Here is a 14,818-nt window from a genome sequence, read left to right on the forward strand (position 1 = left end):
ATGTAGACTATTTCGATGTGGTCTCGAGGTTTCCGGGGCGATTTGTCGAGGCGTCCGCCATGAAAAAGGCCGGGGCGAACCCCGGCCTTTTCCGTTCTCGAATGGGCGCCGCCTACCAGATGCGGACGCGCTCTTCCGGCGTCAGATAGTATTTGGTCCCCGGCTCGACGTCGAAGGCGTCGTACCAGGCGTCGACGTTGCGCAGCGGGCCGATGACCCGGAACTGGGCGGCCGAGTGCGGATCGGTGGCGACCTGCTGCTTCAGGGCCTCGTCGCGATATTTCGACTGCCAGACCTGGGCCCAGCCGTAGAAGAAGCGCTGGTCGCCGGTCGTTCCATCCAGCACCGGGGCGGGCTTTCCGGCCAGCGACAGATGATAGGCCTCAAGACCCACGGCCACGCCCGAGGCGTCGCCGATGTTCTCGCCCATCGTCAGACCGGGGTTGATGGTGTAGCCGGCGATCGGTTCGTAGGTAGCGTATTGCGCGCCCAGACGGGCGGTCAGGGCCTCGAAATTGGCCTTGTCCGCAGGCGTCCACCAGTTGCGAAGCACGCCGTCGCCGTCGGACTTGGAGCCCTGGTCGTCGAAGCCGTGGCCGATCTCGTGGCCGATCACGCCGCCGATGCCGCCGTAGTTGACCGCCGGGTCGCCGTTCGGATCGAAGAAGGGCGGTTGCAGGATGGCGGCCGGGAAGACGATCTCGTTATTGGCCGAGTTGTAGTAGGCGTTCACCGTCTGCGGCGTCATGCCCCATTCGGTCTTGTCGACCGGGTCGTTCAGACGGGCGAGGTCGTAGTTCCACTCGAACAGACCGCGCCGCTCGGCGTTGCCGACCAGGTCGTCTGCACGGATATCAAGGCCGGAATAGTCGCGCCACTTGTCCGGATAGCCGATCTTGACGGTGAATTTCCGCAGCTTCTCCTGGGCCGCCGCCTTGGTCTCGTCGCCCATCCAGCTGAGGTTGTCGATGCGGTGCGACAGGGCGGTGCGCAGATTGGCGACCAGGTCTTCCATCTTGGCCTTGGACTCGGCCGGGAAATACTGGGCGACATAGAGCCGGCCCGTCGCCTCGCCCAGCGAACCCTCGGCGAAGGAGATGGCGCGCTTCTCGCGGGTGCGCTGTTCCGGCTGGCCCGACAGGTCACGCGAGCGGAAGCCCCACTGGGCGTCCGAGAACCGTTGCGACAGCAGGGGGGCCATGTCGTCGGCGGTGTGGAAGGCTTCCCACGCCTGGAGCAGTTCGATCGGCGTCTCGGCGTAGAGGGCCGCGATCTTGGGCATGGCCGTGTCCTGACGCACGATCAGGCGGGGCACGCCGCCCAGTTCGGCCGCATCATAATAGGCCTGCCAATCGAAGCCGGGCGCATCCTGGGTCAGTTTTGCGATGGTGACCTCGTTATAGGTCTTGTCGCGGTTGCGGTTCTCGACCGGCGTCCAGTGCGCCCCGGCGATCTTGGTCTCCAGAGCGACGATCTGGGCGGCGGTCTCGACCGGGTTCGCCCAGCCGATCATGCCCAGCATGTCGGCGACATAGGCCTGATACTTCTCTTTCTTGTCGGCGTAGCGGGCGTCCAGATAATAGTCGCGGTTGGGCAGGCCGATGCCCGACTGACCGGTCGAGACAACGTAGCGGGTCGGTTGTTTCGCGTCGATGGTGATGCCGGTGCCGAAGAAGGAGCCGCCGAAACGGCCGACCGTCTGGCCCATGTAGACGGCCATCTTATCATGGCTGTCGGCGGCGCGGATGGCGGCCAGATAGGGCTGCAGCGGCTGGGCGTCCAGCTGATCGATGCGCGCCTGGTCGATATAGGACCGATAGGCGTCGGCCACCTTGGCCTCATCCGAGCCGGGCGTCAGGTCGGTGCGTGCGGCCAGACCCGTGACCAGTTCCTTCATCCGGTTATCCGACAGTTCGCGCAGCAGGGCGAAGGAGCCGTAGCTGGTGCGGTCCGAGGGGATGACCAGCTTGTCGAAGGCCGCGCCGTTGGCGTAGCGGAAGAAGTCGTCGCCCGGGTTCACCGAGGTGTCGCGGCCGTTCAGATCGAAGCCCCAGGTTCCGTAGCGGGGGGCGTCCACGCCCTGCCAGCCGGCTGCGGTCTCCTCGCCCGAGAACAGCGAGACGATCGAGCAGGTCTCGTCGATACAGGCGTGGTCGTGGTCGATGTCCTGGGCGAAGGCGGCGGCAGGCGCCAAAAGGGCGCCGACAGCGGCGCCGATAAGCAGTCTTTTCATCACTGTATCCTAGGTTCCACCCCTGAAGCGGGCAGGTTGGAGCGGACCCTAGACCCGAGGTTGGGGCTGTCGCCTTAAAAAAAGTTCATGAAACGGTCGCGACGTCTCGCCAGGGACGGCGGTTCCGGGTCACATGCCGGGGATACGGAGGGCGAATGCAGGGGCACGGCGCAGACTACAAGGATCTGGTGGTCTTCCTGGCGGCGGCGGGGGTGATCGTACCCCTGGTCAACCGACTGAAGATCAGTCCGGTTCTGGGCTTTCTGGCCGCCGGGGTGGTGTTGGGCCCCAGCGGGCTGGCGCGGTTTTCGGACACGCTTCCCTGGCTCTCCTATTTCACCATCAGCGATCCGGTTCAGCTGGCGCAGTTGTCGGAACTGGGCGTCGCCTTCCTGCTGTTCATGATCGGGCTGGAGCTGTCGTGGGAGCGGCTGCGCGCCATGCGGCGGCTCGTCTTCGGCCTGGGGCTGATGCAGGTCGTCGTCTGCACCCTCGTGCTGGCGGGCCTGTTCGTGCTGCTGGGCCAGAGCCTGGTCAGCGCCGCGGTGCTGGGCATGGGCCTGGCCCTGTCCTCGACGGCGGTCGTCATGCCGGTCCTGGCCGAAAGCGGGCGGCTGAAGGGTACGGTCGGTCGGTCGACCTTCGCCATTCTGCTGGCCCAGGATCTGTCGGTCGCGCCCATCCTGATCACCGTCAGCGTGATGGCTGCGGTCGCCCAGGCGGGCGGGTCGCTGGATCCGGCGGTTCTGGGACGGTCGCTGTTCACCCTGGTGCCGGCCGCCATCGGCCTGGGCCTGCTGGTTCTTATGGGTCGTGTGGTGCTGCGGCCGATGTTCCGCTCGGTGGCCCAGGCGCGCAAGTCGGCGCAGGGCGGCGAGCTGTTCGTCGCCGCCAGCCTGCTGGTCGTGGTGGTCGCCGGACTGGCGGCCCAGGCCAGCGGCCTGTCGATGAGCATCGGCGCCCTGGTCGCCGGGGTGCTTCTGGCCGAGACCGAGTTCAGGCGCGAGGTCGAGGTCTCCATCGAACCGTTCAAGGGTCTTTTGCTGGGGGTCTTCTTCGTCGGGGTCGGCCTGGGCCTGGACCTGGGCGCGGTCGCGGCCAATCCGGTCCTGCTGTTCGGCCTGGCCCTGGCCATCACCGTGGTCAAGACCGGCGTCATCTTCGGCCTGGCGCGCCTGTGGGGCCTGGGCGCGCGCCCGGCGCTGGAGACCGCCCTGGTCCTGGCGCCGGCGGGCGAGTTCGCCTTCGTGGTCTTCGCCACCGGCATGGTCGAGGGGATCGCCCCGCCGGCCCTGACCAGCACCGTGGCCCTGTCGGCGACCCTGAGCATCTTCTCCATTCCCCTCCTGGCCCTGCTGGGCCAGAGGCTGTCGCGCGAAAAGGCGCCGGCCCTGCCGACCACGCCCGAGGGCGCAGCCCCGCCGGAACAGGCCGACGGCGCCGTCATCATCGTCGGCTTCGGCCGGGTTGGACGACTGATCGGGGAGCTGCTGAAGGAACACGACCAGGCCTTCATCGCCCTGGACACCGACGCCGCCGCCGTGGCGGCGGGACGTCGCGACGGATTCGACGTCTTCTACGGCGACGCGGGTCGCGCCGAGATGCTGGCGCATTGCGGCGTCCTGTCCACCCGCGCCCTGATCGTCACCATGGACGCCCCGACCAAGGTGGACGAGGTGGTGACCACGGCTCGCGCCTTGCGCGACGACCTGATCATCATCGCCCGCGCCCGCGACGACCAACATGCGGCGCGCCTCTATGCCTTGGGCGTCACCGACGCGGTGCCCGAAACGACCGAGGCCAGCCTGCAGCTGGCGGAGAACACCCTGGTCGATCTGGGCGTGCCCATGGGCCTGGTGCTGGCCTCGATCCACGAGAAGCGGGATCAGTTTCGCCGGACCTTCCAGGCCGCCATACCCGCCGGAGGACGCAGTAGAACCACCCGCGCGTTGAGAATGCCTCAGATGGGGACAGGTAACCATAACAGTTAAGCTTAGAAATCGGGCCGTTAACCGCGACATTAGCTTTTGCGACCCATTTTCGTCATGGTTCCGTGATGCAAGCCCTGCTTCAGCATCGCGCGGTTGGCGGGCGAAGCAACATAACGTCTCGCCTCGCGGTCTAAGCGACTGACCCAGTCAACTTCGGGCCGTCAGGGCTTCCGAAATGCGTAGAGTAAAAGCCTGATTTCATGACCGATACCGTTCTCTCGACCGAAGCCGCTCCCCGCCTGAACCGCCGTCAGGCCGCCAAGGTCCGGACTCGCCAGAAGGTTCTGGACGCCGCCCGCTCCCTGTTCGCCGAGCGCGGCTATGAGCCGGCCACGATCCGCGACATCGCCAAGGGCGCCGGCATGTCCACCGGGGCGGTCTTCGCCAACTTCCAGGACAAGGCCGAACTGTTCGAAGCCGTCCTGACCGAGGACATGACCCGCCTGGCCGAGGTGGTCGAGGCGGGCGCGCCCCAGGGCGAACCCGTTCGCCAGCGACTGCTAGGCGCCCTCAGCGCCGGCTATCACTCCTCGCTGGACCAGTTGCCCTTGTTCCAGGCCATCGTCGCCCGGTCGTGGTTCCAGCCCCTGGCCGCCGAGATGCGCGCCCGCGCCGCGACCAAGAACCTGCTGCTGGCGATCGGCGGCATCCTCCAGGAAGCCGTCGCCAAGGGCGAGGTGAACAAGGACGCCGACATCCGCCTGCTGGTCGAGCTGATCTGGGACGCCTATCTGTCGAACTACCGCCGCGCCGCCTATGACGAATGGGACGCTCAAGCCCTGTCCGACCATATGGGCAAGCAGATCGACGTGATCCTGGCCGGCGCGCTGTCCGCCAAATAATCCAATAGAAGCGCCTGAAAAGGTCGGGGCCGCCGCGCGGTCCCGGCCTTTTCATGCACGGCGTTCCGCGTTCAGGCCTTACGCTTCAGGGTGACGTAGAAGGCGCCGTTGCCGCCGTGCCTCTGATGGGCGACGGTGAAGCCGGACACGACGCCGCGCAGGCCCGGCGACTGCATCCATTCCCCGAACGAGGCGCGGATCACTCCGCCGCCCAGCCGTCCCTGGCCGGTGATGACCAGGACCGCCCGCATGCCCCGCGCCTGGCACGACGTCAGAAAGGCCTGCAGCTGATCCTCGGCCTCGAACCGGCCGAAGCCGTGCAGGTCGATGCGCGCCTCGATGGGGTCCCGCTCGCGCGACAGCCGGTGTTTGCGGCGCGGCTCCAGATCCTCGGGCGCGGAGCGGACACGCGAGGCGGCGGCGCGGGACGCCGGGGGGCGAGAGTCGACCGGCGGGGCGGTCGGGAGGTTGCGTTGCGGCGAGACCTTGGGCAGGCGGCGCGGATGCTCCGGCGGGGCGACCACGACATGGGCCGGAGCCTCGGCGCCGGGGGTGACGCGGGCGGCCTTGCGGCTGCGTGGGGCGGCGACCGTGCCGGTGATGCGGCTCCAGATGCGACGGTCCTCGGGCGTCAGCCCGTTCTCGTCACGGCCGGGGCCCTTGCGCTTCATGCCTCGGCGTCGTCGTCGAAGGCGTCGCCCGGACCGGGTTCGTGAACCAGCAGATCGCCGGGCTGACAGTCCAGTTCGCGACACAGGGCGTCGAGGGTCGAGAACCGCACGGCGCGCGCCTTGCCCGTCTTCAGGATCGACAGATTCGCCACCGTCACCCCGACCCGGTCGGCGAGTTCGGTCAGCGACATGCGGCGTTCGACGAGGACGCGATCAAGCTGGACGCGGATGGCCATGGGGAAGTCCTACTGGAAACGGCTCAGATCGTCAGTTCGGATTCGCGGCGCAGGCGCGCCCCCTCGCGGAAAACCTCCGCCAGGACGAAGACGATCAGGACGGAGAAGATCGGGGTCAGCAGTTCACCCAGCCCCTGGGGATCCATGACGCCCGGCGCCAGGCGCGCGGCCACGAAGCCCTGGGCCAGCCAGACGCCGCCGGTCACGACCGCCAGGGTCAGGCCGATCTGGCGCAGACGGCGGACATTGTCGGGATGGAAGGGATCGCCCATGGTCAGGGTGCGGAAGATCCGACGCAGGCTGCGCAGGATCAGCATGAAGCCGCCGAAATAGGCGGTGGCCGCCCCCAGGCCGAACAGCAGAAGCATACGGGTCAGCGGCAGCTGTCGCCCGCCGGACTCGCCGCTGACGGTGATGTTCACATTGTCCAGGGGAATGAAGACGGCGGCGACCAGCAGCAACAACAGCAGGCCGGTGATGAGCCAGAGCAGGATATAGGCGACGTCCAGCGCCACCTTCAGCACGCTGGAGACCGAACCCGGGCCCAGGGCGCGGAACGGGGCCTTCAGCGGCGCGGTAATGGCGCGCAGCCAGCGAGGGGCGGGCCATTTCGGGGTCAGCCATTTTGGACTCAGCGCCTCGCCTCGCTTCAGCGGATGTCGCGGCGGGAGCAGGCGCATGGTCGGTCTCAGGCCGGAGGGAAGGGCGCGACGGCTGCGCGGGGTCCGGCGAACCCGCGCGCAGCTCTATACATCGCGGTCTTCGTCAAGGTCGTCAAAGCTCTCGTGATCGATACAGGGCTGGACTTGGGCGCGATCAGAGGGCTTGAACCAGAATGGCGACCAGGGCGGTCGGCAGGGCGGCGATCAGGACCGTGTTGACGAAAGCGGCGCAGACCTTGTCCAGCCAGAGCGACATGTTCATCGTATGCATCAGGGTTCTCCGTTGTTCCTGTTTGGGTGATAATCACCCGCTTGGTTTATTATCCGCATGATCGTTCCGGATTTTCCGGAAGTCCTGAACGGTGCGGCCCCGTTCCTGACGATCAATAGATAGGCCGTGCGCTGCTAAAAAGCACGTTACATATCGTTTAACGATATTAAACTTTGGCAATAGACTGTTTCAGGGCCGTGACAATCGATGACTCTCAAGCTTTTCAAAGGGATGCGGATCGTCGCCGCCACCCACAACCCCGGCAAGGTTCCGGAGATCGCCGCCCTGCTGGGTGAAGATTACGAGATCCTCACCGCCGGCCAGTTGAATCTGCCCGAGCCGGACGAGACCGAGACCACCTTCGCCGGCAACGCCATGCTGAAGGCTCGTCATGCGGCCGCCTTGTCAGGCGAGGTCGCCCTGGCCGACGACTCGGGAATGTCGGTGGCGGCCCTGGACGGGGCGCCGGGCATATTCTCCGCCCGCTGGGCCGGACCGGGCAAGGATTTCGCCGTGGCGATGAAGAAGGTCGAAGACCGGCTGGAGGAGATCGGGGCGATGGACCGCGCCGCCTGGTTCACCTCGGCCCTGGCCGTGGCCTGGCCGGACGGGCCGTGCGTGGTGGTGGAGGGCGAGGTGCACGGCCGTCTGACCTTCCCGCCGCGCGGCGACCGGGGCTTCGGCTATGATCCCATCTTCATTCCCGAGGGCGGCGCGCTGACCTTCGGCGAGATGGAGCCGGCGGCCAAGGAGGCGATCAGCCACCGCACCCGCGCCTTCGCCAAGCTGCGGGCCGCGTTGATTGACTGATTTCCTCGCCCCAGGAACGGACGTCGGCCTCTATGTCCACTGGCCCTATTGTTCGCGCATCTGCCCCTATTGCGACTTCAACGTCGTGCGCGACCGGGGGCGGGTCGAGGAACAGGCGGCGCTGGTCGAGGCGATCCTGGCCGACATGCGGGCGCAGCGGGCCCTGACGGGGTCGCGCCGGCTGGCCTCGATCTTCTTCGGCGGGGGCACGCCGTCGCTGATGGCGCCCGAGGCCGCAGCCCGGATCATCGCCCAGGCGTACGATCTGTTCCCCCCGGCGGGTGCGATCGAGATTTCGCTGGAGGCCAATCCGACCGACGCCGAGGCGGCCCGGTTCGCCGCCCTGGCGGGGGCGGGGGTCAACCGGCTGTCGATGGGGGTGCAGGCGCTGGACGACGCCGCGCTGCGGTTCCTGGGGCGGGATCATTCGGCGGCCGAGGCGCGGCGCGCGGTCGATCTGGCCGGGCGGGCCTTTTCGCGCCTGTCCATCGACCTGATCTACGCCCGGCCGGGCCAGACCCCGGCCGACTGGGCGACGGAGCTGGGCGCGGCCCTGGACATGGGGTTTGAGCACGTCTCGCCCTATCAGCTGACCCTGGAGCCGACGACGGCGTTCGGACGGGCCCTGGCGCGCGGAACCCTGATCCCGCCCGATGAAGACCAGGCCGCAGCCCTGTACGAGACCACCCAGACCGTGCTGGAGGCCGCCGGGTTCGACGCCTATGAGGTGTCCAATCATGCGCGGGGCGTGTCGGCGCGCTCGGCGCACAATCTGCACGTCTGGCGCGGCGGCGACTATCTGGGCCTGGGCCCCGGCGCCCACGGGCGGCTGACGCTGGACGGGACCCGCACCGCCACTGTCGCCCATCGCCGGATCGCCGACTATGTGGCCGGGGTCGGGGCGGGATCACCCTGGATGGAGACGGAACGGCTGGACGCCGCCGGGGCGGCCGAAGAAAAGCTGCTGCTGGGCCTGCGCACAGTCGAGGGCGCGCCGGTCGGGCTGCTGGCGGACCTGGGGTTGGACGCGGACGCGGCGCCGACAGCCGACCTGATCACCGACGGATTTCTGAGGCTCAGCGCCGGCCGACTGGTGGCGACGCCGCGCGGTCGGCCGGTGCTGGACGGGGTGCTGAAGGCTTTGCTGACCTAAACAAAACGGCCCCGGATCGAAATCCGGGGCCGCTCTGGCGTCACATCGGGACGGTGCGCTTAGACCAGCGCCCCGTGGCAGTGTTTGAACTTGCGGCCCGAGCCGCAGGGGCAGGGGGAGTTACGGCCGGTCATTTCCCAGCCGGGCGGCAGGGCCTCGACCGGAAGCTTGGAGCGGTCGTCGCCGATCAACTGGCCTTCCGGATTTTGCGCGGCCGGATTGACCATCTCGTTCTCGCCGGTGCCGGGGTTCAGGTGGATTTCCTGGAACTCGGGCATTTCCGGCGGCGCCTGGAAGCGGAACTCGACCGTCATCAGCCAGCGGGTGACGTTGTGGCGCAGGTCGTACAGCAGGTTCTCGAACAAGGCGAAGGCCTCGGTCTTGTATTCGTTCAGCGGATCGCGCTGGCCGTAGCCGCGCAGGCCGATCACGCCGCGCAGATGATCCAGATGGACCAGGTGTTCGCGCCACTGCATGTCGATCATCTGCAGCATGAACTGCTTCTCCAGACCGCGCGTCTGGTCGGCGCCGATCTGTTCCAGCCGTTCGGCGGCGCGGGCGTCGGCGGCGGCCAGAAGCCGCTCCTCGATCTCCTCGTTCGACACGCCTTCCTCGGCCGCCCAGTCGTGCAGCGGCAGCTCCAGGCCCAGGGTCGTGCGGACCTTTTCGTCCAGACCGTCGATGTCCCACTGTTCGGCATAGGCCTTGGGCGGCATGTAGCGTTCGACCAGGTCGGAGACCACGTCGCGGCGGAAGTCGCCGACCAGTTCAGACAGGTCCTCGGAGTCCATGAACTCCTGGCGCTGCTCGAACACGGCCTTGCGCTGGTCGTTCACGACGTCGTCGTATTTCAGCAGATTCTTGCGGATGTCGTAGTTGCGGGTCTCGACCCGCTTCTGGGCGGTCTCGATGGCGCGGTTCAGCCAGGGGTGGGTGATGGCCTCGCCCTCGGCCACGCCAAAGGTCTTCATGATCGAGTCCAGACGGTCGCCGGCGAAGATGCGCAGCAGGTCGTCCTCGCAGGACAGATAGAATTTCGAGGTGCCGGGGTCGCCCTGACGGCCGGTGCGGCCGCGCAGCTGGTTGTCGATCCGGCGGCTCTCGTGGCGTTCGGTGCCCAGGACGAACAGACCGCCGGCGGCGAGCGCGATCTCGCGCTGGACGGCGATGTCGGCCTTGTACTGGGCCTCCTGGGCCTTCTCCATCTCGGGCGTGACCTCGACGGCCATGTTGCGCTGTTCCAGCAGCCACTTCTGCATCTTCATCTCGAGGTTGCCCCCGAGCTGGATGTCGGTGCCGCGGCCCGCCATGTTGGTGGCGATGGTCACCACGCCCGGCAGACCGGCGTCGGCGACGATATAGGCCTCCTGCTCGTGCTGGCGCGCGTTCAGGACGGAGTGCGGGATGCCGCGCAGCTTGGTCTCGTAGGTGATGTCATAGGCGGCGTCGCCGATCTTCTCGGCTTCCTTGGCCTTGCCCTCGTACTGGGGCTTCAGCTTGCGCGAGACCTCGACCTTGTATTCGAACTTGCTCAGCAGATCCGACAGCTGTTCCGAACGCTCGATCGATACGGTGCCGACCAGGATGGGCTGACCCGCCAGGTGGCATTCGGCGATCTGTTTGGCGATGGCCTGGTTCTTCTCGGCGTGGGTCCGATAGACCTCGTCGTCATAGTCCTTGCGCTGGATCGGCCGGTTGGTCGGCACCTCCAGCACGTCCATCTTGTAGATGTCGCCGAACTCCTGGGCCTCGGTCGCGGCGGTGCCGGTCATGCCCGACAGCTTCTGGTACAGGCGGAAATAGTTCTGGATCGTGACCGAGGCCAGGGTCTGGTTCTCGGGCTGGATCTTGACGTCTTCCTTGGCCTCGATGGCCTGGTGGAGGCCTTCCGACAGGCGGCGGCCGGTCATCATCCGGCCGGTGAATTCGTCGATCAGGACGATCTCGCCGCCCTTGATGATATAGTCCTTGTCGCGCTGATACAGGGTGTTGGCGCGCAGGGCCTGGTTGGTGTGGTGGACCAGGCTGATGTTGGCGGCGTCGTACAGGCCGGTGGTGTCTGCGGCGAAGTGGCCGCCGCTTTCCAGCGCCTCTTCCATCCGCTCCGAGCCCAGTTCGGTCAGCAGGACCTGTTTCTGCTTCTCGTCGAGCTCGAAGGTGTCCTTGTCCTTGATCAGCTCCTTCACCAGGCCGTCGAGGATCTTGTACAGGTCCGAACGGTCCTCGGTCGGGCCCGAGATGATCAGAGGCGTGCGCGCTTCGTCGATCAGGATGGAATCGACTTCATCGACAATGGCGAAATTGTGCGGGCGCTGCACCATCTCGCGCCGGTCATAGACCAGGTTGTCGCGCAGATAGTCGAAGCCGAACTCGTTGTTGGTGCCGTAGGTGACGTCGGCGGCGTAGGCCGCCTGGCGCTGGCCCTGGCTCAGGCCGTTGACGATGACCCCGACCTCAAGACCCAGGAAGCGATAGACCTTGCCCATGGTCTCGGCGTCGCGGCGGGCCAGGTAGTCGTTGACGGTGATGACGTGGACGCCCTTGCCCGGCAGGGCGTTCAGATAGACGGGCGCCACGGCGACCAGGGTCTTGCCCTCGCCGGTCCGCATCTCGGCGATGCCGCCTTCGTGCAGGATCATGCCGCCGGCCAGCTGGACGTCGTACTGACGCTGGCCCAGCACCCGCTTGGACGCCTCGCGCACCACGGCGAAGGCCTCGGGCAGGATCTTGTCCAGGGTCTCGCCATTGGCCAGGCGGTCCCGGAAGGCGTCGGTCATCATCCGCAGCTCGTCGTCGGACAGGGCGGCGAACTTGGGCTCCAGCGCATTGATGCGCTGGGCGTGGTCCTGGAAGGCCTTGACCTTGCGGTCGTTGGAAGAGCCGAAAAGTTTCTTGGCGAAGCCGAGCATATTGGATCCGGTAAGCGGTCGAGCGTCTGCGAGCTGAGCGGCTCTGGAAATCCCGTGAGGGGCGGCGATACGGACGCCGCGAGAGGGGCCCGAACCGGTGGCGACCCCGATGCGCCGGAACTGGCGCGCGCGAAGGGCCGCGCAGACGATCAAAACCCCTCGACTTGGGCGCAGGCGGGACTTAAGCACCGGCCTAACCCCTGTCAACGCGAGGGGCTTTCGGCCGCCTTCTACGGAGCGCCCTCTTGACCCCATTTCGGCGACCTTTCGGCCTGTTTTCCATGGCGCTTCTGGCTGCGGTCCTGACGGTCGCCGCCTGTTCGCGCGGCGGCGGGGACGACAAGGCCCCGGAGCCGGGCGACCGGCCGGTGGCCCGGGTCCAGGACGAGACCGTCTGGGCCTCGGACGTCAAGCGCGAGGCGGTGGCCCAAGGGCTGGTGGGCGAGGGCGAGCCGCTGGACGTGACCTCGGACCTGTTCCGGCGCGTGCTGGACGAGGTGATCGATCAGAAACTGCTCGCCAGGGAGGCCGAGCGCCGTCGCCTGGACGCCTCGCCCCTGGCCCAGCGTCGCCTCGAGGCGACCCGCGAACGAATCCTGGGCGACATGCTGGTGGAGAGCGTGGTCAACGGCGCCATTTCCGACCAGGCGGTCCAGACCCTGTACAATGAGCAATTGCGGCTGGCGAAGACATCGGAGGAGATCCGCGTCCGCCTGATCCTGTCGCGCACCAAGCCGGAGGCCGAGGCGGTCATCGGCATCCTGGGCCAGGGCGCCAGTTTCGAGGCCGTGGCCATGGAGCGGTCGGTGGACGAGGCGACGCGCTTTTCAGGCGGCGACCTGGGCTATTCGACCCTGGACGTCATGCCCCAGGCCTATGCCGGCGCCCTGCGCGACAAACCGGCAGGGTCCACCGTCGGTCCGTTCCAGACCGAAGGCGGCTGGGCCGTGCTGCGGGTCGAGGACCGGCGCAAGGAAAGCCCGCCGACCCTGGAGCAGGCCCGGCCCCAGATCGTCCGCTACCTGACCTATGAGGGCGTGCGGCAGTTGCTGGAGCAGTTGCGCGGCAAGGCCAAGGTCGACGTCCTGCTGGCGGGCGAAACCGCCGGGCGAAACGAGGAGCCGGCCTCCGCCCCGCCGCCCGCCGCTCCCAGCGCTCCTCCGCCCGCCGACGCCGCCCCCTCCCCGACTTCCGCCCCCGCCCCGGCCGCCTGACATGAACAAGCCCCCCTCGACCACCGGCCAGAAGATCGAACAGGCGTTCGAAAAAGCCCTGGATCCGTTCGCCACGGCCCTGAAACGCGCCACCCGCCCGGCCGAGCCCGCCTCAGCCCCCGCGCCCGCCGCCGGAAAGCCGGGTCTGGCCGTGTCGCCCCTGGCCGTGCCCTTCCCCACCATCCCGCCCATCGGCGGGGTCGAGATCGCCACCGCCCGAGCCGGCTTCTACAAGCATGAACGCGACGACCTGGTGGTGTTCCGGTTCGCGCGGGGCACCAGCTGCGCCGGCGTCTTCACCCGCCACAAGATCGGCTCGGCCCCGGTCGACTGGTGCAAGAAGGCGCTGGGCGGGGCGGACGGCGGCAAGGACGTGCGCGCCCTGGTGGTCAACGCCGGTTGCGCCAACGCCTTCACCGGCAAGGCCGGCGCCGACGCCGCCCGCCGCACCGCCTCGGAGGTCGCCAAACGGTTCGGCTGTCGCCAGCGCGACGTCATGCTGGCCTCGACCGGGGTCATCGGCGTGGTGCTGGACGAAAAGAAGATCGTCTCCAAACTGCCCGACATCGAAAGCCGCCTGGATGCCGACATCCACCCGTCCGAACAATGGGCCAGGGCCGGACGCGGCGTCATGACCACCGACACCTTCCCCAAGGGCTCCTACGCCGAGGCCGAGATCGAAGGTTACAAGGTCAGGATCGCGGGGATCGCCAAGGGGTCGGGCATGATCGCGCCGGACATGGCGACCATGCTGGCCTTCATCGTCACCGACGCCGACATCCATCCGAACGTGCTTCAGGCCCTGCTGGGCCTGCATGTCCGCACCACCTTCAACAGCGTGACGGTGGACGGCGACACCTCGACCAACGACACCGCCCTGCTGTTCGCCACCGGAACCTCGGGCGCGCCGCGCATCGGGCGGGTCGGGGATCGTCGGCTGAAGAGCTTCTCGGTCGCCCTGGACAAGGTGATGCTGGACCTGGCGCACCAGCTGGTGCGCGACGGCGAGGGAGCGACCAAGTTCGTCAAGGTAACGGTGGACGGCGCCGCCAGCCCCGCATCAGCCAGAAAATTGGCCAAGTCCATCGCCGACAGCCCCCTGGTCAAGACCGCCATCGCCGGTCAGGACGCCAACTGGGGCCGGGTGGTCATGGCCGTGGGCAAGACCGAGGAGCCGGTGGACCGCGACCGGCTGGGCATCCGGTTCGGACCCAATGTCGCCGCCGTCGACGGCGCCCCGTCCCCGACCTACGACGAGGCCAAAATGACCGCCTACATGAAGAACCCCGAGATCGACATCACCGTCGACGTGGGCGCGGGCCGGGCCTCGGCCACGGTTTGGACCTGCGACCTGACCAAGGGCTATATCGAGATCAACGGCGATTATCGTTCGTGACTGATACGCCTCTCCCTACCGTCCTCGTCGTCGCCGTCGCCCTGATCGATGTCGATGGGCGGGTGCTGATCGCCAAACGGCCGCAGGGCAAGTCCCTTGCGGGGCTGTGGGAGTTTCCCGGCGGCAAGGTCGAGCCGGGCGAGCGGCCCGAGGCGGCCCTGATCCGCGAGCTGCGCGAGGAGTTGGGCATAGAGGTCAGCGAATCCTGCCTGGCGCCCTTCGTCTTCGCCAGCCACGCTTACGATTCCTTTCACCTGTTGATGCCACTGTATCTGTGCCGCCGCTGGGACGGCGTGGTCGCCGCGCGCGAACACGACGCCCTGGCCTGGGTGAAGCCGGACAAGCTGTCGGCCTATCCCATGCCGCCGGCGGACGAACCCCTGGTCGCCTGGTTGCGCGACCTGCTCTGATCACCGCCGACCAGGAGGCC

12 protein-coding genes are annotated in these 14,818 nt (G+C 67.6%); 7 read left to right on the forward strand and 5 right to left on the reverse strand.

Annotated elements, in window-relative coordinates:
• Positions 1–112 precede the first annotated feature (112 nt).
• Positions 113–2,233: a M13 family metallopeptidase gene (locus AC1RSI_RS10810; protein ID WP_035310012.1), complete on the reverse strand. Its 2,121-nt coding sequence runs from the start codon at positions 2,231–2,233 to the stop codon at positions 113–115.
• 155 nt (positions 2,234–2,388) lie between these two features.
• Between AC1RSI_RS10810 and AC1RSI_RS10815 the strand changes: the two genes are divergently transcribed.
• Both AC1RSI_RS10815 and AC1RSI_RS10820 read left to right on the forward strand, forming a co-directional pair.
• A complete protein-coding gene (locus tag AC1RSI_RS10815; protein WP_035310010.1) occupies positions 2,389–4,224 on the forward strand; it encodes a cation:proton antiporter domain-containing protein in 1,836 nt (611 codons plus the stop codon).
• Positions 4,225–4,424: 200 nt separating this feature from the next.
• A complete protein-coding gene (locus AC1RSI_RS10820; RefSeq protein ID WP_008261977.1) occupies positions 4,425–5,066 on the forward strand; it encodes a TetR/AcrR family transcriptional regulator in 642 nt (213 codons plus the stop codon).
• A 71-nt stretch (positions 5,067–5,137) separates the two neighbouring features.
• On the opposite strand, the gene AC1RSI_RS10825 is transcribed toward AC1RSI_RS10820, so the two are convergent.
• From AC1RSI_RS10825 to AC1RSI_RS10835, 3 genes are read right to left on the reverse strand one after another with little or no spacing between them, the layout of a single operon-like run.
• Positions 5,138–5,737, reverse strand: coding sequence for a Smr/MutS family protein (locus AC1RSI_RS10825; RefSeq protein ID WP_008262312.1), 600 nt, complete (start codon positions 5,735–5,737; stop codon positions 5,138–5,140).
• On the reverse strand, positions 5,734–5,973 hold the full coding sequence (locus AC1RSI_RS10830; protein ID WP_008258757.1) for a helix-turn-helix domain-containing protein: 240 nt from the start codon (positions 5,971–5,973) through the stop codon (positions 5,734–5,736). The genes AC1RSI_RS10825 and AC1RSI_RS10830 overlap by 4 nt, the downstream gene beginning before the upstream one ends.
• 23 nt (positions 5,974–5,996) lie before the next feature.
• The gene (locus tag AC1RSI_RS10835; protein ID WP_052005146.1) at positions 5,997–6,653 is read right to left on the reverse strand and encodes a DUF2975 domain-containing protein; all 657 of its coding nucleotides are present in this window, start codon (positions 6,651–6,653) and stop codon (positions 5,997–5,999) included.
• A 460-nt stretch (positions 6,654–7,113) separates the two neighbouring features.
• On the opposite strand from AC1RSI_RS10835, the gene rdgB reads away from it, so the two are divergent.
• Together rdgB and hemW are read left to right on the forward strand one after the other, a co-directional pair.
• The gene (rdgB, locus tag AC1RSI_RS10840; RefSeq protein ID WP_035310481.1) at positions 7,114–7,716 is read left to right on the forward strand and encodes an RdgB/HAM1 family non-canonical purine NTP pyrophosphatase; all 603 of its coding nucleotides are present in this window, start codon (positions 7,114–7,116) and stop codon (positions 7,714–7,716) included.
• Complete coding sequence (hemW, locus tag AC1RSI_RS10845) at positions 7,709–8,869, forward strand: radical SAM family heme chaperone HemW (RefSeq protein WP_154725818.1); 1,161 nt, start codon at positions 7,709–7,711, stop codon at positions 8,867–8,869. The genes rdgB and hemW overlap by 8 nt, the downstream gene beginning before the upstream one ends.
• A gap of 59 nt (positions 8,870–8,928) precedes the next feature.
• Here hemW and secA read toward each other — a convergent pair whose 3' ends face one another.
• Positions 8,929–11,778, reverse strand: coding sequence for a preprotein translocase subunit SecA (gene secA / locus AC1RSI_RS10850; protein ID WP_035310485.1), 2,850 nt, complete (start codon positions 11,776–11,778; stop codon positions 8,929–8,931).
• Positions 11,779–12,059: 281 nt separating this feature from the next.
• Here secA and AC1RSI_RS10855 point away from each other — a divergent pair, with 281 nt between their 5' ends.
• From AC1RSI_RS10855 to AC1RSI_RS10865, 3 genes are read left to right on the forward strand one after another with little or no spacing between them, the layout of a single operon-like run.
• Complete coding sequence (locus AC1RSI_RS10855) at positions 12,060–12,992, forward strand: peptidylprolyl isomerase (protein ID WP_492322604.1); 933 nt, start codon at positions 12,060–12,062, stop codon at positions 12,990–12,992.
• A 1-nt stretch (position 12,993) separates the two neighbouring features.
• Positions 12,994–14,388, forward strand: a complete 1,395-nt coding sequence (gene argJ / locus AC1RSI_RS10860; protein WP_008260229.1) for a bifunctional glutamate N-acetyltransferase/amino-acid acetyltransferase ArgJ — start codon at positions 12,994–12,996, stop codon at positions 14,386–14,388.
• Positions 14,385–14,798 carry a (deoxy)nucleoside triphosphate pyrophosphohydrolase gene (locus AC1RSI_RS10865; protein WP_008263280.1) on the forward strand — a complete coding sequence of 138 codons (414 nt, stop codon included), beginning with the start codon at positions 14,385–14,387 and terminating at the stop codon, positions 14,796–14,798. The genes argJ and AC1RSI_RS10865 overlap by 4 nt, the downstream gene beginning before the upstream one ends.
• Positions 14,799–14,818 lie beyond the last annotated feature (20 nt).

This window comes from Brevundimonas sp. GW821-FHT10E09 (assembly GCF_058809375.1).